The organism is Pontimicrobium sp. IMCC45349 (assembly GCF_047219225.1).
Classification (GTDB): domain Bacteria; phylum Bacteroidota; class Bacteroidia; order Flavobacteriales; family Flavobacteriaceae; genus IMCC45349.
On the sequence record NZ_CP178208.1, the window covers coordinates 1795882 to 1819753 of the forward strand.

Below are 23872 nucleotides of genomic sequence, written 5' to 3' on the forward strand. Positions count from 1 at the left end.
ACTTGCAAAAGTAAGATTTAAAACGCAATAAACCATTGGCAAAAAAAGCAAAGAAAGTAACGCCATTAATGCAACAGTACAATGCTATTAAAGCAAAGTATCCTGATGCTATGTTACTGTTTAGAGTAGGTGATTTTTACGAAACATTTGGTAGTGATGCTGTAAAGGCTTCAAAAATATTAGGTATTATTCTTACCAAAAGAGGCGCTGGTAGCGAAAGCGAAACAGAATTAGCAGGTTTTCCGCATCATTCGTTAAATACGTATTTGCCTAAATTGGTAAAAGCAGGTGAGCGTGTTGCTATTTGTGACCAATTGGAAGATCCAAAGCAAACCAAAAAAATTGTAAAGCGTGGTGTGACTGAGTTAGTAACTCCTGGAGTTGCTCTTAATGACGAGGTTTTACATTCTAAGACTAATAACTTTTTGGCGTCTGTTTATTTTGGAAAACATATTGGCGTGTCGTTTTTGGATGTGTCTACAGGAGAGTTTTTAACCTCTCAAGGTGATGTGGAGTATATCGATAAACTACTTCAAAATTTTAATCCAAGTGAGGTTTTAATTGAAAAGCAAAAGCGTTCTGAGTTTCTTAATGCTTTCGGAAATGATTTTCATACGTTTTATTTAGAAGATTGGGTGTATCAAGACGATTATGCTAACGAGACTCTTTGTGGACATTTTCAAACTAAAACACTCAAAGGATTTGGAATAGCCGATTTGTATGAAGGGATTGTAGCATCAGGTTCTATTTTGCATTATTTAGGAGAAACACAACATCATAAACTACAACATATTACTGCAATAAATAGAATTGCAGAAGATGAATATGTATGGATGGACCGATTTACCATTCGTAACCTTGAGTTATATAACTCAACCAATGCCAATGCAGTAACATTGCTAAATGTTATTGATAAAACAATTTCTCCAATGGGAGGACGTATGCTTAAACGTTGGTTGGCATTGCCTTTAAAAAATGTTGAAAAAATAAAAAGTAGACATGAAGTTGTTCAATATTTAATGAATAATGAAGTTGTGCTACAAAAAGTCCAACATCAAATAAAGCAAATTGGCGATATAGAGCGTTTAATTTCTAAAGTTGCTACAGGAAAAGTAAATCCTCGTGAAGTAATTCAGCTTAAAAACTCATTGGAAGCTATAGTGCCAATTAAAGCTCAGGCAGTTAATTGCGATAATGAAGCTTTAAAAGTTATTGGCGATAATATTCAAAGTTGTGATGTATTAAGAGAGAAGATTAAAGAAACCCTTAACGAAGATGCGCCAGTAAATATCTTAAAAGGAAATTCGATTGCATCCGATTTTTCAACAGAGTTAAAAGAATTACGTGATTTGGCATTTTCAGGTAAAGATTACCTTGATAAAATGCTAGAACGTGAAAGTGAACGCACAGGAATTACATCTTTAAAAATTGCATCCAATAACGTATTTGGATATTACATCGAAGTTAGAAATACCCATAGAGATAAAGTTCCTGAAGAATGGATACGTAAACAAACCTTAGTAAATGCCGAACGTTATATAACAGAAGAGTTAAAGGAATACGAATCTAAAATTTTAGGAGCCGAAGAACGTATTTTAGCTATAGAACAACAACTATTTGCAGAGTTGGTTGGTTGGATGAATCAATATATTAAACCAGTACAACAAAATGCGTATTTAATTGGACAATTAGATTGTTTATGTGGTTTTGCACAATTGGCTAAAGAGAATAAATATGTATATCCAATAATTGATGATTCTTTTGATTTAGAAATAAAAGAAGGCCGTCATCCAGTAATTGAAAAGCAATTACCTCTTGGAGAAAGTTACATAGCTAATGATGTGTTTTTAGATAGAGATACACAGCAAATTATTATGATTACTGGACCTAACATGTCTGGTAAGTCTGCTATATTGCGTCAAACAGCTTTAATAGTGTTATTAGCCCAAATTGGAAGTTTTGTGCCAGCACAAAGCGCAAGAATAGGTTTAGTAGATAAAATATTTACTAGAGTAGGAGCAAGCGATAATATATCGATGGGCGAATCGACCTTTATGGTAGAGATGAATGAAACAGCTTCTATCTTAAATAATATTTCAAAACGCAGTTTGGTGTTGTTGGATGAGATTGGTCGTGGTACAAGTACTTACGATGGTATATCTATTGCTTGGGCAATTAGTGAGTATTTACACGAACATCCTAGTAATGCAAAAACATTATTTGCTACGCACTATCATGAGCTTAATGAAATGACTGAAACTTTTGAGAGGATCAAAAATTTTAATGTGTCTGTAAAAGAGTTAAAAGACAATGTGCTTTTTGTTAGAAAATTGGTAGAAGGAGGTAGTCAGCATAGTTTTGGAATACATGTAGCAAAAATGGCAGGAATGCCACAACAGGTTATTAGACGCGCAAATAAAATTCTAAAACAACTAGAAAAATCACATTCTAGTGAAGAATTGAGTGATAAAGTGAAAAATTTAAATGATGAGATGCAATTAAGCTTCTTTAATTTAGATGACCCGCTTTTAGAAGAAATTAAAGACGAAATACTTCATACTGACATAGATACGTTAACGCCAGTAGAGGCTTTAATGAAGCTTAATGAGATAAAGCGCATGCTTGAAAAAAAGAAAAGAGCATAAATTTTAAAATTTTTTCAAAAAAGGCTTTGGTAATCTAAGAAATGTTTTAAATTTGCATCCGCAATCGAGAGGTTGCACGTTCATTAAACAACTACGCGAAAGTAGCTCAGGGGTAGAGCATCACCTTGCCAAGGTGAGGGTCGCGGGTTCAAATCCCGTCTTTCGCTCTATACTCTGTTTAAAATATACCAAGATGCTGAAGTGGTGGAATTGGTAGACACGTTGGACTTAAAATCCAATGACCCTTGGGTCGTGCGGGTTCAAGTCCCGCCTTCAGTACAACAAAAGCTTTACGATTTTTCGTAGAGCTTTTTTGTTTTTAGTATGTTAAAAAAAAGCCCTCACATATATGTGAGGGCTTTTTTTATTTTTAAAATATATTGAAAACCTATTTTAAAGATTCTAGGATTAATACTACTTTGTTAAAATCAGCGGCGCTATTTATTACTTTACGGTAGTCTTCATAATTTTTTACATCAATAATGTTTAGTTTGTAATATTCGTTAGCAGTAATAGTTAATTGGTTGTCATTTAGTGTGTAATTTGAGTGAAACGCAAGAATTTCTTTGTCATCAACTATAAACGAGTTGTCAATTTTTATATCATCTAAATTTGCTACTTCATAACCTTCGGGAATAGTTATATTAATGGTTCTTATATAACTTCTTTGAAAATCATTTTCAACATTAAGTACTCTTTCTTTTTCTTGGTATAATTCCATTTGTGGGCCAATAAGCTCACCTACTTTAAATAAGTACTTTCTTCCTGCTTTTTCAACAAATGCTTCCGAAGTAAAATTAATGTCAATTTTAAGTGGTTCTATTCCAAAAAGCTCAGAGTTATCATTAACAATTTTCTTGTCTTTAATATCTACATTTTCATTTATAGATTTAGCAAAAGCATCTAATAACTCATCGCGATCTTCGTCTTTTATTAAATGTAAAAAAGGCTGAATATACATTGAGTAGTAACCGCTAATCTCTTTTTTTAGATTAATATTGTTTATGGTTAGGTCATCTTTATCAAAGTCAACATCAAGTATCATTTTATCAACTGTCTTATCTGATTTTACTGGTTTGATGTATTTTGTTCTTCCTAAGCCAGATTTGTAATCTCCAACAGAAATTTCTTTAATGAAAAGACCATAATTATCTGTGTATTCTGGTGGAGGAAATCCAACTCTAGAATCAATTTCGCTAGGAGACATGTATGTTTTACTTTTAGGGAAGTAAAAAAGAAATTCTGCTAAAAAATTATTGGCTTCAAACTTTTTGTCAAATTTAATCTCTCCTCTATCGCTAGTAATTACAATTTCGTGTTTGATATTTAAGTGTCTAAATAAGGCTGTATAAAGTTTCATAATGCCAGTTTCATTAGCAACCTTATTGTTTATGACATTTAATAAGTTTTCTAGCTCTTCGCTACTTGCTTTTGCTATAAAAACATTGCTTTTAATATAGTTTTCAATTTGTCTTATATTATCTAATTGAGATGTGTTGTTGTTTTTTAAAATGTCTTTAGTAAGTTTTGAAATAGCTGTTTGTTCCTTTTTTGAGTATTCTTCGGGATAGTAATATGCATAAATATTTTGAGCAACTTTTTTATATGATGATATTTCCCCAGTGTTATTAGCTGTATTGTAATCTAATTTATATACCAAAAATTGTTTTGAAGCGTTAAAGGCTGCTTGCGATTCAGACTCTATTTTTTTTAGCTTGTCTAACTTTAATTGCCAATGGTATTTTGTTTCGTGTAAAGTGTCCTCTACTACTTCTGGAAGATCATTGTAACTTTTAAATTTAAATATTAAGTTTCCTGGAGCATAAAGGTCAAAAGCTACGTTTTCTTTGTTGTGAGTGCCTTGAAATGTAATTCTTCTACCTTTGTATCTTGGGTATTGCTTTACAACGTAAAAATATTCAATAATACTTCCTTTTTCTATGCCTTCGAAAGCAAAGTATTTGTATTGTCTTTTAGTTTCTTCGTCTTCAGCTGTAAGAATTTTTGATTCGTCTAGCTCTAGTATCTTTCCATCTTTTGTAATTACTCTGGCTTTGTTAACTTCTAGGTTTGATGTTGAAGAATATGGAAGATAGATTTTATTATATTCTTCAATTTTATCATCAGAATTTAACCATATTACTTTATGTTCTAAAAAGTACTCAACTAGCGAATTATCTTCAATAAAAAAGAATTCAGTAACAATTTTATCTTTTAAAGTTATAATGCTTTCTTCTGAATTTTCATTGACGTTATATTTTGGTTTTTCCTCCCAATTATAATCTTTATAAAAAGGTGTTTCTTGAGCATTTGTGATTGAAAAACACACAAATAAGATAAGTGTTAAGAACGATGTTAAATGTTTCATTAATGGGCTATTTTTTTACTTTTAAAATAATAATCTCTTTAAATGCTTTTTCTGTTTTTTTTATAAGGCTATTTACTTGTTTTTGCTGCTCCTTATTTAAGGTTAAGTTTTTTGTTTTAAAACTATGTGTGTAAGTAATTATATCGTCTTTAATAGTATAGGTTATGTTACTTGTAATAAAATCGTTTTCAAGACTTGTATTTTCTGGTAAATAGTCTAAAGTGTAGCCTTCTGGGATGCTGAATTTATTAATGTAAACATATTTGTTGTTAAACTTATATTCTATGTCATTTTCTCTGTCTTCTTCAGTTTTGTAATATGATATTGTTTTGTTTAAGTTAAGATTGATATAGACTTCGTCTCCTAGTTTTTTAGCATAATTATCAATTATAAAATCATAATCTAATGTAAAATCATTTTCATAATGATACTTATTAGTTTCTTTTACATCTTTAGCAAGAAATTTGTTGTTTCCTTTTCGTAATCTAGAATTATAATATTCGCTTAGTTTTTTATCTGAAGTAATGTTTTCTAATGTATTGTACATGTTTATTTTTATATATCCAGAAATAGATGTATTTGTAGTGCCTTTTAAATTTTGTTCATCTAATGAAAGGGTTGATACTTCTTTATAAGTGCTTTTTTCTGGAGGTATAACAGGTACGGTTTCTATAACATAGCTATTCTCTCCATTAGAAATTAATGCTTCTTTACCTTGTATAAATGAGGTTGGTAAGTCTATAGGAATAAATCTTCCTGTAGCATCTAAAAAGTAAGTTTTATCGTTGTATTTGTATGATAAAATCATATGGTTATCTACAATAGGAGTAGGTACTTCGTTATAGCTATAAGGAATAGAGCGTGTACCAATCCATGTTAAATTTCCTTTTAAACCAGCTAGACTTAACATTTTAAATAATATACTAGAGTTGTCTTTACAGTCGCCATATTTTTTTTGATAAACTGCGTTCGCTTCTCTAGGAATAAAACCACCTAAAGCGTATTCAAAATCTATATATTTAATGTTTTTTTGAGTCCAATAATAAATAGCTTTTACTTTATCTAAATCGTTAGTTTTATCTTTTGTTAAAGTGTCAACTAAAGCAATTAATTCTTCGTCACTAGGTTCTTGGTTAACATCTTTAACTAAGGAGTAATACCAACCATATAAATCGTCTACATCGCCTAAAAGTTTTTTTGTTTGACCATTTACTTTATATGAGGTTATGATAGGAACTATATGTGGGAATACGTTTTTATATGTTGGTACATTTGCTTCGTACTTGAACTTATCTAAATCGTTAAGTTCCCAAGTATAAATAATATTTCCTTTCTTTTCTTTTTTAGAAAAGATTATGTTGTGGTCCTTTGTGTTAAACTCTTGAAACCTAAAAGAAATATCCTTATCTGCTATTAGAGTAACTTTGTTTTTAGCCATTGGTGTAAAACCACCAAAGTAAAATGTTGACAAAAATCTAGGATTTTTTACTTTCTCGGTGTACCATAATCTAGATTTGGATCCTTTTCTTAACTTAGGGAATATAAAGCTAAGTGTTTTGGTGTCGTCGTAAAAAGAGTTGTCTAAATCGTCCTTTTCAGTAAATTCTTCAACTTTAGTTTCTCTATACTTTCCTTTCTCGAAAGTGAATGAAGACGCTTTTATTTCTTCTAATTCAAAAAATGCAGAAAAGTTTACAGATTCCTTAGAGTTATATGTTGCGGATTCGTCTAAATATAGACTTTCGACAAGAAATTCTTGCTTAATATCAATTTCTCCATTTTTATTGATGGAAACATAGACTTTAGTTTCATCAATAAGTTTTACTTGATGTGCATTAGGAAACTTGTTACTATAATGTGTAAACTCTTCTGATAATTGCGCATATCCAAACTGTAAGGTTAAAATGATAGAGCAAAGAGGAATAAGTTTTTTAAAATTAATTTGTTTCAACTTTATAAATTGCGCCATTAAAATAATATTCTGTTTTAGTTAATTTACCTGATTTGTCATAGTGCTTTACTTCGCCATGTTTTTCGTCATTAAGGTAATTAATTTCTTTTTTAAGTTTACCATTTTCATAATATGACTTGTGAGTACCATTTAAGTCGCCATGCGAATAATGCCTTTCATTTTTAATATTTCCATTTTCATAATATTCGAGGTTTAATCCATGGTATTCACCACTATCATATTCTATTTTGCTTTCAATTGCACCAGAGATGTAATATGATTTGTAGATATTAGATAAGTCACCGTTTATATATTCCATTTCTCTAGAAGGCTTACCATTTTTGAAAAATGCTTTAATAAGACCTGTTTCGTTTTTTAAAGGAATAATAGGTAATTCTTTTCCGTCTTCTCCTAAATAAGTATAACCAATAAGTTTACCATAATCATAAATTCTTACTAATTGTAATGTGCCGTCTGGTGCATAAAATTCTTTTCTACCATTAATTTTATCATATTCATATTCTGTAACAGTATTTAGGTTTCCGTTTTCGTAATATGATTTCCACGTTCCATGTGCATCACCATTTATGTAATAATCATCATCTTCTAATATGCCATTATCGTAATATCTTAAATACTTACCATCTAAGTTTCCGTTTAAGTAGTTTAATTGAATTTTTACTTTACCATTTTCATGATACCATTTCCATTCATCATGAGCACTATTATTAAGATATGTTCCTTCAATATATTTGTTTCCATAAAAATCAAAATTTATATACTTTCCATGCTTAAGACCATTTTTGTAATCTATTACAATATTGTTCTTATTGTTGAAGTGTTTAAAGGTTACTTGATAATCGCTTTTGTCTTGAATATAATTAACCTCCTCTAGAAGTGTGCTGTCAATTGTATAGTATCTTTCGTATTGAAGCTCGTCATATTTGTAATGACTAGTGTGATCTAATTTACCGTCTACAGAAAAGTATTGCTGCTCTCCATGTAATTGTCCTTTATGGTAAAAATTAATTGCTTCAATATTACCATTTAAATAATAGGAATGCCATTCGCCATTTTGAGCACCTTCTTTATACCAACCTTGAGCCTTTATTTTTCCATTTAAATGATAATCTATACCATAGTCGATTATAGTTCCATTTTTGTAATAAAAAACAGATGATTTTTCTCCGTTATTATGATAATTAGTGTATTCACCATTAGTTTCATTATCAATATAAGTACCTTTAGATGTTAATATGCCATTGTTTGAATAAAATTTCCATTCTCCTTTTTTTCCACCTTTAATATCATAAAGTCCTTCAGATGTTAAATTACCATCAATAGAATAGCTTTTGTACAAAAATTCACCACCTTTTTTTCTGTCTTCTTTAATTATTTCTCCTTTGCCATTATAGAATTTATAGGCTATAATTAATCCTTTTCGATATTCATATTCATAATTTAATAAGCTTGAAGGAGTGAAGTATTTATAGATTCCATCAATTTTACCATTTACATAATTAAATTCACTCTCTAGATTACCATTGGGATAATAAGTCTTCCATAAACCATTATATACTCCTTCTATACTTTGTCCGATTTCTGCTAGTTGACCATTTACATGATAAGTTTTGTATGATCCATGATATTTTCCATTGCTATAATTTATTTCTGCACGTATTTTATTGTTGTTATAATACAAGCTTTCTAAACCATGTAATTCACCGTTTTTGAAGTTGCGTTCAGCAAAAATATCACCATTTGAGAAGTATTCATATCCTATGCCTTCTGCATTATCTTTTGTGATTGGTGTTTTGTATTCTATTAAATCTTCTCCAACATTAAAATAGGCTTGATAAGTTCCTTCTAGTAAATCTTCTTTAAAATATTTTTTTTGAGTTAAAGCTCCTCTACTATTATGGATAGTATATTCACCATCTAGTTTATCGTTAGCGTAACTTGTTTTTATGTTCTCTTTTCCATTTTCATGATAAGTAATATATGCACCTTCTAAAACACCTGCTGTGTATTGTGCAGTTTCTTTAACGTTGCCATTAGCATAATACCATTTCCAATTGTTATCTCTTTTTCCTTCATTGTTGAAATTACCTTTACCTGTAATTCGACCATTACTATCATAGAATATCCAATCTCCAATAGTATTGCCATCTTTTAATTTACCATAGGCTTGTAAGTAATTATTGTTATAGTAAAATGATTTGTCTGGATTATTTATAGTGCCTTCTTGTAAAATTTGCATCCATTTTTGTAACATTTGCTCTTTAAAAGAAGATATGTTTTTAATGTTTTTGTCGATTACTTTTTTGTACTTAGGATTTTGTATTGAGGCATTAAGTGTATATGTAAAATTGTCAAATAGATTGTTTTCATTTATCCAGTTATAAAAGGCAACATATTTCTTTTCCCAAAAACCACCATTTCCTTCAAATTCTTTTAATTGTTCTAGTAAAGCATGATTTTGTCTTACAAGTGCAATGTCAATTTCGTTTTCTATTTTGTACTTTTTATTTAAAGCAATTTTGTTGTCTATGATAAGATTAAGTTCTTCAAAAGCTTCATCATCTTCAGAAATTTGAATTTCATCATTATAACTATTTTCATTCTCGGAAGAAATAATGTCATTAAGAGATTTTAAGGTGTTAAAAGAACCTTCACTATCAGGGTCTAATAGTAAATACATGTTAAAGCACATTAGTGCTTGTGCAATTTTACCTTGTCTATAGCAGATATTTCCTAATTGTAAATGAGGTTTAGGGTAAGAAGGTCTATAGAAAATGGCTTTTTTGTATGCGTCAATTGCTTCTTCAAGTTTATCGGTGTTCTCTAAAGCAATTCCTTTGTTATACCATAGTTTATAATTTTTCGGATGACTTTCTAGCCCTTTGTTGTATGTTTTTAAAGCTGCTTTATAATTCTCTTGACTAGCTAAAGCGGCACCTTTATTCATGTAAAAATATAGTTTCTCATTATCGCAACTACCACTTAATCCTTCGTCTGCAATTTTAATTGCTTCGTCATACTTTTCTAAGTTTAATAGATAATAAGATTTTGAAGTTAGAACAGAACAGTAAGCAGAGTCATTCTTGCTTACATTGTTTAAAATTTCTAATGTTTTTTCAAAGTTTCCTTGTTGCGAACTTTCTACAGCATTTTCTAATATTACATCAATGTCTAGACGTTCAACTTTTGCTTGAGTAAACCCTAATAATGGAGTGAGAGTAAGTAGAATTAAAAGGGCGTTTAATTGTATGTTTTTCATCTTACTAAGATAAGAAATAAGCTTTATAGTAAATAAAAAAAGCCTTACAAAATGTAAGGCTTTTTTTATTTGAGAAAAGAAATTATTCTTAATTGTCTTTCTTTAATTTATCAGCAGTTTTGTCTAATTCAGTTGCTGCTTTTTCTTTAGCATCGTCAATTGCACCATCTACAGCATCCTTAGCGTCTTTAGCAGCATCTTTTACTGCATCCTTAGCATCGTCAACTGCTCCGTCAACAGCGTCTTTAGCGTCATTTGCCGCATCGTTAACTGCATCTTTAGCTTCTCCAGCAGCTTCTCCAGCAGCTTCTTTAACATCATTTGCAGCTTCTTCAGCTTTGTCCATTGTTTGCTCTACAGCATCTCCTGAAGCATCAGCTTCTTTTTTTTCTCTACAAGATGTAATTGATACCATAAGCGCCATTACTAGTGCAGAACTTAGAATTAATTTTTTCATTTTTAGTGTTTTAATGTTAATTTCTATTGCAAGTAATAACATATTAAGAAAATTAACAAAAATTTCTTTAACATTTTCTTAACTAAATTACTAGCTGTAGTAATTACGTATAAAATCAATAATTTGGATTACAGCACCTTTGTTTTTTAATATTAAGTTTGAATTGTTTGCTCCCGACTTTAGTCTGAAGTCTTTGTTTTTAGATAGTTTTAATGCAATTGAGTTAAATTCAGAAGTGCTTGTAATGCTGAACATACCTTTGTTTTGTATCATTAGGGCTGCTTCTGGAAAGTTTTTATAATTTTTGCCTATAATTACTGGCACTCCAAATGTGGCTGGTTCAAGCGTATTATGAAGTCCAGATTTACCCATAGCACCACCAACGTAAGCTATATCAGCATAGCTATATATTTTAGATAAGATGCCAATAGTGTCTATAATAAATACTTGTTTAGTTTTTAAATCAACACCATTCATTTCTGAAAACAAAACAGTTGACTTAGATATTTTGTGTTTTAAATTATTTATTTGGGTACTTTTTATATCGTGAGGTGCAAGAATAAATTTAAGGTCATTATCCGATGAGTTAATGTAGTCTAAAAATATAGCTTCGTCTTCTGGCCAAACACTACCAGCAACGAAGCAAAGTTTATTGTTTTTAAATTCTTCTATAAACTTAAGTGTGTTATCAATATTTAATTGATTTGATACTCTGTCAAATCTTGTGTCACCAGAAACGCTTACGTTATGAATATTTAGAGAGTGTAATAGTTTTTGAGAGTTTTCATCTTGAACAAAAAAGTGGTCAATTGTTTTTAAAGATTTTCTCATTAAACCTCCATAAGGTTTAAAAAATATTTGGTCTTTTCTGAAATAAGCAGAAATTAATAAGGTCTTTATTTTTCTTTTTTCTAGCTCTAAAAAGTAGTTAGGCCATATTTCATATTTCACAAATATGACTAAACTAGGATTTACTATGTTTAAAAACCTTATTGCGTTACGTTTAGTGTCAAAAGGTAAATAAACTACAATATCTGTAATTGGGTTTGTCTTTCTTATTTCATAACCTGAAGGTGAAAAGAAGCTTAAAACAAATTTATGCTTTGGATATAAGTCTTTCAGTTTTTCAAAAACAGGTAACCCTTGTTCATATTCACCTAAGGACGCACAGTGAAGCCAAATAACGTTATCATTTTTAGAAAGGTGTTTTTTAAGCTTAGAAAATGTTTCGGTTCTTCCTATAACACCAAGTTTTAATTTGGCATTAAAAGTAGCGATGAGTTTTATAAAAAAACTAACAATAACTATGAGTATGTTGTATAGAAAATGCAATTAATTTACTTTAAGGCTAAAATACATTCTTTATCTCAAATTCATTGTCTTAGAGATATGAATTTTGTATTTTCGCTAACTAGTTATTTATTAAAAATCGCGTTTAAAATTCCATATTTGACATGAGAAAAATACAAATGGTTGACCTTAAAGGTCAATATGAAATCATAAAAGAGACTGTTAATGAGTCGGTTATTGAAGTTATTGAATCAACAGCTTTTATTAATGGACCTAGAGTGCATGAATTTCAAAAAAATCTTGAAGAATATTTAGGAGTAAAGCATGTAATTCCATGTGCAAATGGTACTGATGCATTACAAATAGCAATGATGGGATTAGGGTTAAAACCAGGAGATGAAGTGATAACTGCAGATTTTACATTTGCTGCTACAGTTGAGGTAATAGCATTGTTAGGACTAACTCCAGTGTTAGTTGATGTAGAGCCAGATACTTTTAATATAGATGTAGAAGCTATTAAAAAAGCGATTACACCTAATACTAAAGCAATTGTTCCTGTACATTTATTTGGTCAATGTGCCAATATGGATGCTATTATGGAAATAGCAAATGAGCATAACTTATTTGTGATAGAAGATAACGCACAAGCGATTGGAGCAACATATACTTCAGCTGATGGAAAGAAAACAAAAGCGGGAGCTATTGGACACGTTGCTTCAACTTCATTTTTTCCATCTAAAAACTTAGGTTGTTATGGAGATGGAGGAGCGATTTTTACAAATGATGACGATTTAGCACATACTATTCGTGGTATCGTAAATCATGGTATGTATGTACGTTATCATCATGATGTAGTTGGAGTTAATTCTAGATTGGATTCTATTCAAGCAGCTGTTTTAGGCGCAAAATTACCTAGACTAGATGCTTATAATAATGCTAGAAAATTAGCTGCTAGTAAATATGATAAAGCTTTTGAGGGAATTGAAAACATTGTAACTCCTTTTAGAAATGGAGGAGATGATAACCATGTATTCCATCAATATACACTTAAAGTAAGGAATACTGATAGAGATGCTTTAGCTAAGTTTTTAAATGACAATGGAATTCCATGTGGAGTATATTATCCAATACCTTTACATAACCAGAAGGCATATAAAGATGAAAGGTATAATGAAGCAGATTTTACTGTCACTAATCAATTAGTAAAAGAAGTAATTTCTTTACCAATGCATACTGAGTTAGATGATGAGCAAATAGAATTCATAACTACTAAAGTAATAGAGTTTGTAAATGGCTAAAATACTTGTAACAGGAGGACTTGGTTTTATTGGTTCTCATACAGTTGTAGAACTTCAAAACAAAGGATTTGAAGTTGTGATAATTGATGATTTATCAAATTCATCATTAGATATATTAGATAGAATAGTTTCTATTACTGGAATACAACCTATTTTTGAGAAATTAGACTTAAAAGATAAACTAGGTGTTCAAACATTCTTTCAAAACCATAAAGACATAAAAGGAGTTGTTCATTTTGCTGCAAGTAAAGCTGTAGGTGAAAGCGTTAACGAGCCTTTAATGTATTATGAAAACAATCTTACAACATTAGTATACATGTTACAAGAGGTGAGTCAACTTGAAGATTCAAACTTTATATTTAGCTCTTCTTGTACAGTATATGGACAAGCAGATACTTTACCAATTACTGAAAGCGCTCCTGTTAAAAAAGCAGAATCTCCTTATGGTAATACCAAACAAATAGGTGAAGAAATTATTACCGATGTTTGTAAAGTAAACTCAGATTTTAACGCAATAGCCTTACGTTATTTTAATCCTATTGGAGCGCACAAAAGTGCAAAAATTGGGGAATTACCCCTTGGAGTACCACAAAATTTAGTGCCATTTATTACACAAACAGCAATTGGACTTAGAGAGCAATTATCTGTATTTGGAGATGATTATCCTACAACCGATGGCACTTGTGTAAGAGATTATATTCATGTGGTAGATTTGGCAAAAGCGCATGTGGTAGCTTTAGAAAGATTGTTAGGAGCTAAGAATGAATCTAATTACGAAACCTTTAATTTAGGTACAGGAACTGGTAGTTCTGTACTAGAAGTTATTCAATCTTTTGAACGTGTGTCTGGAACTAAATTAAACTATAAAATTGCTAATCGTAGAGAAGGTGATGTTATAGCTGCCTATGCAGATACTAAAAGGGCAAATGAGGTTTTAGGTTGGAAATCAGAACTTTCCTTGGACGATGCAATGCGTACAGCATGGAATTGGGAACAAAACATCAGAAAAAATTCCTAAATTAGTAGTGTAACTACTAACAAACCAAACATGAAAAAAATTGCATTTTTAATTGCAGCACTTTTTGCTATTAGTGTTTCTGCACAGAGTACCTATTTGCATTGTGGAAAAATTATTGACACCAAAGAAGGTAAAGTTCTTAGTGAAAAAACAATTGTAATAACAGGAAATAAAATAACTGCAATACATGATGGTTATATCAATTCTGAAAATGTAGATGATATAGTTATAGATTTAAAATCTAAAACGGTAATGCCTGGTCTTATTGATATGCATGTGCATATTGAAAGTGAGTATAATCCAAAAAAGTATATGGATAGGTTCACTGCTAGTAAAGCAGATGTAGCATTTAACTCTGTAAATTTTGCTAATACTACTTTAATGGCTGGATTTACTACAGTAAGAGATTTAGGAGGTTCTGGTGTAAATATTTCATTAAGAAATGCCATAAATCAAGATAAAATAATAGGTCCAAGAATTTATACAGCGGGAAAAGCTATTGGAACAACAGGAGGACATGCAGACCCAACAAATGGAATGAGGCATGACCTAATGGGAGATCCAGGGCCTAATGAAGGTGTAATTAATAGCGTTGATGATGCTAAAAAAGCAGTTAGACAACGTTATAAAAATGGAGCAGATAATATAAAGATTACTGCCACAGGAGGTGTGTTAAGTGTTGCTAAAAACGGGCAAAACCCACAATTTACTCTAGAGGAGATTAAGGCTATATGTGATACAGCAAAAGATTACGGAATGATTATCGCAGCACATGCACATGGAGATGAAGGAATGAAACGTGCTATTATTGGAGGTGTTACAACAATAGAACATGGAACTTTAATGAGCGAAGAGACTATGGATTTAATGAAGCAATATGGTACTTACTATGTGCCAACAATTACTGCTGGAAAAGCAGTTGCTGATAATGCAAAAATTAATGGTTTTTATCCTGAAATAATTGTTCCTAAAGCATTAGAAATTGGACCAAAAATTCAGAATACTTTTAAAAACGCTTATAAAAGAGGTGTGAAGATTGCTTTTGGAACTGATGCAGGTGTATTTCCACATGGATTAAATGGTAAAGAGTTTGGTTATATGGTTGAAGTTGGTATGCCAGAAATGGAAGCAATACAATCTGCAACAATTACTAATGCACTTGTTTTAGGGCTACAGGATGAGTTAGGGCAAATTAAAGTAGGTTATTTAGCAGATATTGTTGCTGTAGAAGATAATCCAATTGAAGATATTAATACAATGGAGAATGTTGTTTTTGTAATGAAAAACGGAAAGGTTTATAAAAAATAAATCAGTTATATTTTAAAACAAAAAAGCCTTGATTAATCAAGGCTTTTTTGTTTTTTCTCTTTTAAATATTGTTTGACTCCAGCAACGAGTAGCATTATCATACCAGCAGATACAGAAACGTCTGCAAGGTTAAAAATACCAGTTCTAAATACGCCGCCAAAGTCTAAATGTAAAAAGTCAGTTACTTTTCCATATAGAATTCTATCATACACATTAGCAAATCCGCCACCAATAATACAACAAAAGGCAATTAAAGACATTTGATCCATGTTTTTGTCTTTAAAAATATGACGTAACACAGCGCCTAAAACTACTATTGGTAATATAAGTAAAAGGATAAGTCTTAATGTATCATTTAATTCACTTCCCATACCTAGAAAGGCGCCAGTATTTTTTACATGATGTAAAGTGAAGATGTCTCCAATAATTGAGGAATTATCTCCCATATCTACATTAGCTTCAACCCATTTTTTAGAAACTTGATCTATTACAAAATTTATAATAATTAAAACTATTATAAAAATACTGCGTTTTGAAAGTTTCATTTATGCTTCCGTTTGAAAAGTTGCTGAAGCTGTTTGCGCTTCTCTATTAATTTTTCTAACTAACCCTTGTAAAACTTTTCCTGGACCAACCTCAGTAAAGTGAGTTGCACCATCAGCAATCATTTGTTGTACAGATTGTGTCCAACGTACAGGAGCAGTTAATTGTGAAATTAAATTAGCTTTAATTTCGTTTTCATCAGTTATAGCACTAGCTGTTACATTTTGATAAATTGGGCAACTTGGTTTATTGAAATTTGTAGCCTCAATTGCAGCTGCTAATTCTTCTCTTGCTGGTTCCATTAAAGGAGAATGGAAAGCACCACCAACTGGTAATACTAAAGCACGACGTGCACCTTCAGCTTTTAAAGTTTCACAAGCAGTATTAATAGCATCTACTTCACCAGAAATCACTAGTTGTCCTGGACAATTATAGTTGGCTGCAACTACAACACCATCAGTACTACCGCATATTTTTTCTACTACATCATCTTCTAAACCTAAAACAGCAGCCATTGTACTTGGTTGTAACTCACAAGCTTTTTGCATTGCTTGAGCACGTTGAGATACCAATTTTAATCCGTCTTCAAAACTTAAAGCACCACTAACAACTAAAGCTGAAAGCTCACCAAGAGAATGTCCAGCAACCATATCAGGTTTGAAATCATCGCCTAGTGTTTTTGCAAGAATTACCGAATGTAAAAAGATTGCAGGTTGTGTTACTTTGGTTTGTTTTAAGTCTTCAGCAGAACCTTCAAACATGATGTCTGTAATAGAAAATCCTAATATATCATTAGCTTTTTCAAAAAGTTCTTGTGCTAAAGGAGAGTTTTCATAAAGGTCTAATCCCATTCCTGAAAATTGAGCTCCTTGACCTGGAAAAATATATGCGTTCATTTAATTTAGTTTTAATTGCTGCAAAAATAGGAATAATATGTTAATTGATATAGGTTTATAAACCAACAGTTGCAGCTTCAGCACAACGTTCACCATCCATAGCTGCAGAAATAATACCTCCAGCATAACCGCCACCTTCGCCACAAGGATAAAGATTAGTAATTTCTGGATGTTCTAAGCTTTCTTTTCTTGGGATATTTACAGGAGAAGATGTCCTAGATTCAACACCAATTACATTGGCTTCTTCAGTATAAAAACCTTTCATTTTTTGTCCAAAAGCAGCAAATCCTTTTCGTAATCTGCTACCAATTAGTTTTGGGAATAAAGAGTGTAAAGGTGCCGATTTTAATCCTGGTTGATAAGATGTATTATTTAAGGAGTTAGAAAAATTACCTTCTACAAAATCGGTGAGTCTTTGAGCAGGAGCTGTTTGAGTTCTACCACCAGCTGTAAAAGCTAAACGTTCAAAATTCTTTTGATATTCTAAACCTTTTAAAATACCATATTGTTCATATTTTGGTAAATCTTTATCTACATTTATTTCGACTACAATGCCCGAATTGGCAAATTCATTATTTCGTTTAGATGGAGACATACCATTAACAACTACCTCGCCATTGGCAGTAGCTGCTGGTACAATAAAACCACCAGGACACATACAAAAAGAATATACTCCACGATTATTTACCTGTTGCACTAGACTATACGATGCAGCAGGAAGTAATTCATCTCGTTTACCTTCACAATGATATTGAATAGAGTCAATAATATGTTGTGGATGCTCTACACGAACTCCCATTGCAAACGACTTAGCTTTTAATGCAATATTCTTATTGTTTAGTAAGTAATAAATATCACGAGCAGAATGTCCAGTTGCTAAAATAACTTTTTCAACAGGCATCTTATCACCATTAAGTAATTGAATACTTTTAATGGTTTGATTTACGATTGTAAAATCAGTAACACGACTATCAAAATGTACTTCGCCACCATATTTTAAAATGGTTTCACGAATGTTTTTTACCACTTTTGGGAGTTTGTTAGTCCCAATATGTGGATGGGCATCTATTAGTATTTGCTCGGTTGCACCATGAAATACTAAGTTTTCAAAAATACGACGTACATCACCACGTTTTAAACTGCGCGTGTATAGTTTTCCGTCGGAGTAAGTTCCTGCACCTCCTTCGCCAAAGCAGTAATTTGAGTCTTCGTTTACAAAATGGTCTTGGTTTATAGCACGTAAGTCACGACGCCTATCTTGAACATTTTTACCACGTTCTAGAACAATAGGTTTATAACCCAATTCAATACAACGAAGCGCAGCATACATTCCAGCAGGTCCAAATCCTATTATATGAATTGGTTTTGCTTTAGAAACATCTTTATAATCAAATTTATAATCTGAAGTTTCAGGAACAGGCTCGTTTATATAAACAGCTACTTTATAGTTTAAAATAATTAAACTTTTTCTTGCATCGATAGATTTTCGAAGCACTTTAATACCTGAAATTTCTTGTGATGAAACACTCAAAAATTTTGAAGCTTTTTTAACAAGAATATCTTGTTCTTTTTCCTCTTTAAGTGTAACGCGTAACTGAATTTCTTTTACCATAAAGCGAAATTAAGGAAATAAACTCATTAATGCTTTTTTCTGCTAAATTGATAAACATATCCTAAGCTTAATTCCGAAAAATCAGCTTGTCCTAAATTGGCATTTATATGAGCGCCAATAAAAAAGTTGTGTTTTGGCGCTTTGCTTGTGTTGAGTATGTAATATTTGATTCCTAATCTGCTAGAAATACTTCGCTTTATTTCATAGTAGGTGTTCAACTCTTCTAATACAACTGCTGGTTGAGGTTCGCCAGTAGCCATTGATGTGTAAACATAGCCTTGTGATAGTTGCCAATCGAATCTATATGATGGTTTAAAGATGTTAAAGCCTAAATCAAATTCAATCCCTACATGATTTAATAAAAGTTCTGCTGTACCAAAGACCCCAAAATTTGATGCGTATAAAAATGGATTGTCTTTATAATGAGGTTCTTGCTCTAACATTAATTCACCATCATTTTTTATGTAATCATAGTATTTTTCATAAAACCTATAATATACACCACCTCCAAACTTAAATGTGTTATTTATTATTTTTCCAGTAGAGATAGCCACAGAATAGACTTCTTTTTTGTCATTAAAAACTTGTGATAATACATTTACACCAATACCACTTCTAAATGAGACGTAATTTTGTGTTGTGCGATTAAATTTGATTTCTTCTTTTGTTGGTTTTTGAATAGTGCTTTCCTTTCTTAAATTAAATTGAGAAGAAAGACTCAGTAAAAAAGAATTTAGCCCTTGATTAGGTAGTCTACTATGTCCATTAGAATTGTGTAAATAGCCTAAACCTACTCTCCAGTTTGTTTGTTTTTTACTAAAAGCATCGTAATAGATAAACGACTTAAATGCCCAATTTAATTTTGTGCTAATAGCATGGTTATTTGGATTATTGGTTATGTGGTATTGAGTATCAATGTAAGAACCTCCCAACCCAGTTAATAAGTGCCATTTGTTAGATTTCTTTTTAAATAAATCAAATTCAATAAATGGTAATATTGAGTAGGCTTTGCCAATTTCTTTTGTGTTTCCAAAATCTGTAATTCCAAGCGTAACACCAGTTTTAGGATATCCTAAAATGCGAGACCATTGCGTTTCTGATGAGTTATTATCTTTACTTAAGCTAACAAATAAAGAGGTTTGTAAATTAGATTTTGGGAAGCCTGTATTTGCTTCCATAGTTTTTCCAATGAGAAATTCGGTTGTGAAATAAAGTTGATTTTGTGAGTTAGATTGTCCTAGTAAAAAGTTGCATAGCAAAATGTATAAAGAAACAAGAACTATTTTTTTCAATTTTATTGCCTTTTTACATAAGTTATAAATGAAAACGCATAGTCATGATTTTCGTCTTTATCTCTGGAAACATTATTTATTTCTTTCCAGATGGTTTCATCAACTTTAGGGAAAAATGTGTCGCCTTCAAATTCATGATGGACTCTGGTTAGTTCAATTTTATTAGCAAATAACATTGCTTGCTTGTAGATTTCTCCACCTCCAATAATAAATGGTTGCGAATCAGTTTTTGCAGCATTAATAGCGTTAGCTAATGAATTTACTATTATAACACCTTCTGGAGCTTGGTAATCTGGTTGTCTTGTAATAACAATATGTGTTCTGTTTGGTAAAGGTTTTGGGAAACTTTCAAAAGTTTTGCGTCCCATAATAATGTGGTGACCAGATGTTAACTTTTTAAAGCGCTTTAAATCATCACTTAAATGCCAAATAAGTTGGTTATCTTTACCAATAGCATCATTTTCTGCTGCAGCAACAATTATGGTTAATTCTTGTTTTTTTGTTGGGTTAGAGTTAGATGCAGGTTTGTTTTTTGTCTCGTTATAAACTTGAGTTTGAGCAATTATTTTTTCTTCTTTTATAAAGCCTTGTTTAAGTATTTCTATACGTTCATTTTGTTTGGCTACTAATTTTTCTAACTGGTTTTTCTCCCAATCTTTTCCCATAAATTTTTGAGTAATAAAAACATTAAAAGTATGATAAAGAAAAAAGAATAACCAAATAAGAATAGCATAAACAAACCACTCTTTACCATAAAGCTTTACATCTTCACCAATGCCTAAAAAAGTATTAGCAATAATTAAAAATAAAGCACCTATTAGAAAAATAACAAAATGAATATATAAACGCTTTTTTTGTTTAATACGTTTTTGCGCATTTTCAATTAATTCTAATTGCTCTTTATCTATCTGAGGTTTTTGTTTTTTATTGCCAAACATAGGGTTATTTTTAAACAGCTACGACACCTTTAATATGTGGGTGAGGATTGTAATTTACAAGAGTAAAATCTTCAAATTTAAAATCGAAAATATCTTTCACTTCTGGGTTTAAAATCATTTTAGGTAGTGGTCTTGGTTCTCTAGATAATTGTAGTTCTAGTTGCTCCATATGATTGTTGTATATGTGAGCATCTCCAAAAGTGTGGATAAATTCTCCTGCTTCATAACCACAAACTTGAGCCATCATCATAGTAAATAATGCATACGAAGCGATATTAAAAGGTACGCCTAAAAAGATATCTGCACTACGTTGATATAGTTGACAAGATAATTTGCCATCAGCTACATAAAACTGGAAAAAAGCATGACAAGGAGGTAAAGCGGCTTTACCATTGGCAACATTTTCACTGAATGATGTAGAAGTATCTGGAAGGACTGAAGGATTCCAAGCAGAAACTAACATACGTCTACTGTTTGGATTGTTTTTTAAAGTTTCAACAACCTCTTTTATTTGATCTATTTCATCGCTATTCCAGTTACGCCATTGGTGACCATAAACAGGTCCTAAGTCACCATTTTCATCGGCCCACTCATTCCAAATTCTAACACCATTCTCTGTTAGATAGTTAATATTTGTGTCGCCTTTTAGAAACCATAGTAATTCATATATTATAGATTTTAAGTGTAGTTTTTTTGTGGTAACCATTGGGAAACCTTCACTTAAATCAAAACGCATTTGGTGTCCAAAAACACTTTTTGTTCCTGTTCCAGTTCTGTCTCCTTTTTCGTTTCCGTTTTCTAAAACGTGTTTAACCAGGTCTAAATATTGTTTCATAAAATCATCTGTTTCTCAGGATTTAAAAGTAAAAAAAAGCTCCAAACGTATGCGTTTGAAGCTTTATATTATTTAAAAAGTTATTAACTATTTATCCAATAATCATTCCTGCAATTGTAGCAGACATTAATGAAGCGATGGTACCTCCAATAAGAGCTTTCATTCCAAACTCCGATAATGTTTTACGTTGTCCTGGAGCTAAAGAACCAATTCCTCCAATTTGAATACCAATAGAAGCAAAATTTGCAAATCCACATAGCATATATGTTGCCATAATAATAGATTTGTTGTAGGTTAAATGTGTTGCATTTGCTACATCTTTTAACTCGGCTAATTGAATATATCCAATGAATTCACTTGCAGCTAGTTTAATACCTAAAAGTTGTCCCATTAATGCCATATCTTCACCTGCAACTCCAATTAACCACATTAATGGTGCAAAAGCATATCCAAGAATAAATTCTAAAGAAAACTCTTTGTAAACTGTATTAGAAGCTACCCAATCGTTTAATGTTGTTACATCTCCAATCCAACTTAAAATGCCATTAGCCATGGCTATAAAAGCTACGAATACTAATAACATAGCACCAACGTTTACAGCTAAACGTAAACCTTCTGTTGTTCCATTGGCAATAGCGTCTAATATATTAGAACCAATTTTATCAGTTGATACTTTTACGTCAGTATTTATGCTTTCAGTTTGAGGATATAATATCTTTGAAATTACAATTGCACCAGGAGCTGCCATAACAGAAGCTGCTAATAAATGTTTTGCATATTGTAATCTTAAAGCAGGATCATCACCTCCTAAAAAGCCAATATAAGCTGCTAAAACTGCTCCAGCAACAGTTGCCATACCACCAATCATTACCAGAAGCATTTCAGACTTATTCATTTTTTCTAAATAAGCTTTAATAAGTAAAGGTGCTTCGGTTTGACCTAAAAAGATATTTCCAGCCACACTTAAGCTTTCGGCTCCTGATATTTTCAATAATTTTGATAGTAACCATCCAAAAGCTTTTACAAGTTTTTGAATAATACCTAAGTAAAAAAGTAAAGAAGTTAATGCCGAAAAGAAAATAATAGTAGGTAGTACTTGAAATGCGAAAATAAATCCAAAGGTGTCCATGTCAACAACTAAACCTTCAAATAAAAACTTACTTCCTGCTCTAGTGTAATCTAAAACTAGAACAAATCTTCCGCCTATCCATTCAAATATTTTTTGAATAAAGGGTACTTTTAAAACTCCAATAGCAATTATTAACTGAAATGATAAACCAATACCAACAGTTTTCCAGTTAATAGCTTTTTTGTTGCTACTAAATAAATAGGCTAAGGCAACAAGGCTAATCATTCCTAATACACCTCTCCAAATACTTTCAAAAGATATACCTTGACTTGGAATTATAGAAGATGTAGCTTCTTGAGCAAACGTTGAGGTAATTCCAAAAAAAATAGCTATGACAGCCAATAATATTTTTTTCATAATGAAAAGTTTATCGTTTAGAGATCTCGTCTCTTATTTTTGCTGCTGCTTCGTAATCTTCGTCTGCAACAGCTTGCGCTAATAAAGCGTGGAGCTCTTCTAGCGTTTTTCCTAAATAATTTCCTTCAGAAGATTGGTTTTCGATTTCTTCAGCAACAACTTCATCTAAAAGAATGTTGTCTTCTACTTGGTCTTCTTCTTTTTCAGGATTTACTTTTAGGTAAATTCCAGCTTTGTCTAATATGTTTTTGTAAGTGAAAATAGGTGCATGAAACCTAAGTGCTAACGCAATGGCATCACTAGTTCTTGCGTCAATTATTTCTTCGATATTATCACGTTCACAAATTAAGCTAGAGTAAAATACACCATCAACTAATTTGTGTATAATAACTTGTTTAACAACAATATCAAATCTATCTGAAAAATTTTTAAAAAGGTCGTGGGTAAGTGGTCTTGGAGGTTTAATTTCTTTTTCTAATGCAATAGCAATAGATTGTGCTTCAAAAGCTCCAATAACAATAGGTAATTTGCGGTCGCCATCTACTTCGCTTAAAATAAGTGCATAAGCACCATTTTGTGTTTGGCTATATGAAATTCCTTTTATGTTAAGACGTACTAAACTCATAATATTTAAAACACAAAGAACTGTTTAAAT

At 31.3% G+C, this 23872-nt stretch carries 17 protein-coding genes and 2 tRNA genes; 6 read left to right on the plus strand and 13 right to left on the minus strand.

What is annotated here, in order from left to right; all coding sequences use genetic code 11:
* The first annotated feature begins 35 nt into the window (after positions 1-35).
* The 3 genes from mutS (at position 36) to ACLII3_RS08365 (ending at position 2924) form a co-directional block, all read left to right on the plus strand.
* Complete coding sequence (gene mutS / locus ACLII3_RS08355) at positions 36-2645, plus strand: DNA mismatch repair protein MutS (RefSeq protein ID WP_412983778.1); 2610 nt, start codon at positions 36-38, stop codon at positions 2643-2645.
* 95 nt (positions 2646-2740) lie between these two features.
* Positions 2741-2812 (plus strand) — tRNA-Gly (locus ACLII3_RS08360).
* Between the two features lie 28 nt (positions 2813-2840).
* Positions 2841-2924: transfer RNA gene (locus ACLII3_RS08365), tRNA-Leu, on the plus strand.
* Positions 2925-3033: 109 nt separating this feature from the next.
* On the opposite strand, the gene ACLII3_RS08370 is transcribed toward ACLII3_RS08365, so the two are convergent.
* The 5 genes from ACLII3_RS08370 to ACLII3_RS08390 all read right to left on the minus strand — a co-directional run bounded on the left by ACLII3_RS08370 (position 3034) and on the right by ACLII3_RS08390 (position 12033).
* Positions 3034-5013 carry a DUF3857 domain-containing protein gene (locus ACLII3_RS08370; RefSeq protein ID WP_412983779.1) on the minus strand — a complete coding sequence of 660 codons (1980 nt, stop codon included), beginning with the start codon at positions 5011-5013 and terminating at the stop codon, positions 3034-3036.
* Between the two features lie 7 nt (positions 5014-5020).
* On the minus strand, positions 5021-6982 hold the full coding sequence (locus ACLII3_RS08375) for a DUF3857 domain-containing protein (RefSeq protein ID WP_412983780.1): 1962 nt from the start codon (positions 6980-6982) through the stop codon (positions 5021-5023).
* Positions 6951-10244 (minus strand): tetratricopeptide repeat protein, encoded by a 3294-nt coding sequence (locus tag ACLII3_RS08380; RefSeq protein WP_412983781.1) that lies wholly within the window; start codon positions 10242-10244, stop codon positions 6951-6953. The genes ACLII3_RS08375 and ACLII3_RS08380 overlap by 32 nt, the downstream gene beginning before the upstream one ends.
* 88 nt (positions 10245-10332) lie before the next feature.
* A complete protein-coding gene (locus ACLII3_RS08385) occupies positions 10333-10701 on the minus strand; it encodes a hypothetical protein (protein ID WP_412983782.1) in 369 nt (122 codons plus the stop codon).
* 90 nt (positions 10702-10791) lie between these two features.
* Entirely contained in the window at positions 10792-12033 is a 1242-nt protein-coding gene (locus ACLII3_RS08390) for a 3-deoxy-D-manno-octulosonic acid transferase (protein ID WP_412983783.1), read from the minus strand.
* Positions 12034-12155: 122 nt separating this feature from the next.
* On the opposite strand from ACLII3_RS08390, the gene ACLII3_RS08395 reads away from it, so the two are divergent.
* From ACLII3_RS08395 to ACLII3_RS08405, 3 genes are read left to right on the plus strand one after another with little or no spacing between them, the layout of a single operon-like run.
* On the plus strand, positions 12156-13289 hold the full coding sequence (locus tag ACLII3_RS08395) for a DegT/DnrJ/EryC1/StrS family aminotransferase (RefSeq protein WP_412983784.1): 1134 nt from the start codon (positions 12156-12158) through the stop codon (positions 13287-13289).
* Positions 13282-14307 carry a UDP-glucose 4-epimerase GalE gene (gene galE / locus ACLII3_RS08400; RefSeq protein ID WP_412983785.1) on the plus strand — a complete coding sequence of 342 codons (1026 nt, stop codon included), beginning with the start codon at positions 13282-13284 and terminating at the stop codon, positions 14305-14307. Before ACLII3_RS08395 ends, galE begins: the two co-directional genes overlap by 8 nt.
* 30 nt (positions 14308-14337) lie before the next feature.
* Positions 14338-15615, plus strand: coding sequence for an amidohydrolase family protein (locus ACLII3_RS08405; RefSeq protein WP_412983786.1), 1278 nt, complete (start codon positions 14338-14340; stop codon positions 15613-15615).
* A 32-nt stretch (positions 15616-15647) separates the two neighbouring features.
* Here the strand turns inward: ACLII3_RS08405 and lspA are convergent, their stop codons facing one another.
* The 8 genes from lspA to ACLII3_RS08445 form a co-directional block, all read right to left on the minus strand.
* The gene (gene lspA, locus ACLII3_RS08410; protein WP_412983787.1) at positions 15648-16160 is read right to left on the minus strand and encodes a signal peptidase II; all 513 of its coding nucleotides are present in this window, start codon (positions 16158-16160) and stop codon (positions 15648-15650) included.
* A complete protein-coding gene (gene fabD, locus ACLII3_RS08415) occupies positions 16161-17054 on the minus strand; it encodes an ACP S-malonyltransferase (protein ID WP_412983788.1) in 894 nt (297 codons plus the stop codon). It lies immediately after the preceding gene.
* Positions 17055-17109: 55 nt separating this feature from the next.
* A complete protein-coding gene (locus tag ACLII3_RS08420; protein WP_412983789.1) occupies positions 17110-18666 on the minus strand; it encodes an NAD(P)/FAD-dependent oxidoreductase in 1557 nt (518 codons plus the stop codon).
* Positions 18667-18692: 26 nt separating this feature from the next.
* Entirely contained in the window at positions 18693-19844 is a 1152-nt protein-coding gene (locus ACLII3_RS08425; RefSeq protein ID WP_412983790.1) for an acyloxyacyl hydrolase, read from the minus strand.
* Between the two features lie 116 nt (positions 19845-19960).
* Entirely contained in the window at positions 19961-20896 is a 936-nt protein-coding gene (locus tag ACLII3_RS08430; RefSeq protein WP_412983791.1) for a dihydrofolate reductase, read from the minus strand.
* A gap of 10 nt (positions 20897-20906) precedes the next feature.
* Positions 20907-21731: a thymidylate synthase gene (locus tag ACLII3_RS08435; protein WP_412983792.1), complete on the minus strand. Its 825-nt coding sequence runs from the start codon at positions 21729-21731 to the stop codon at positions 20907-20909.
* A gap of 91 nt (positions 21732-21822) precedes the next feature.
* A complete protein-coding gene (locus ACLII3_RS08440; protein ID WP_412983793.1) occupies positions 21823-23217 on the minus strand; it encodes a NupC/NupG family nucleoside CNT transporter in 1395 nt (464 codons plus the stop codon).
* A gap of 10 nt (positions 23218-23227) precedes the next feature.
* Positions 23228-23842: a bifunctional nuclease domain-containing protein gene (locus ACLII3_RS08445; protein ID WP_412983794.1), complete on the minus strand. Its 615-nt coding sequence runs from the start codon at positions 23840-23842 to the stop codon at positions 23228-23230.
* Positions 23843-23872: the final 30 nt, after the last annotated feature.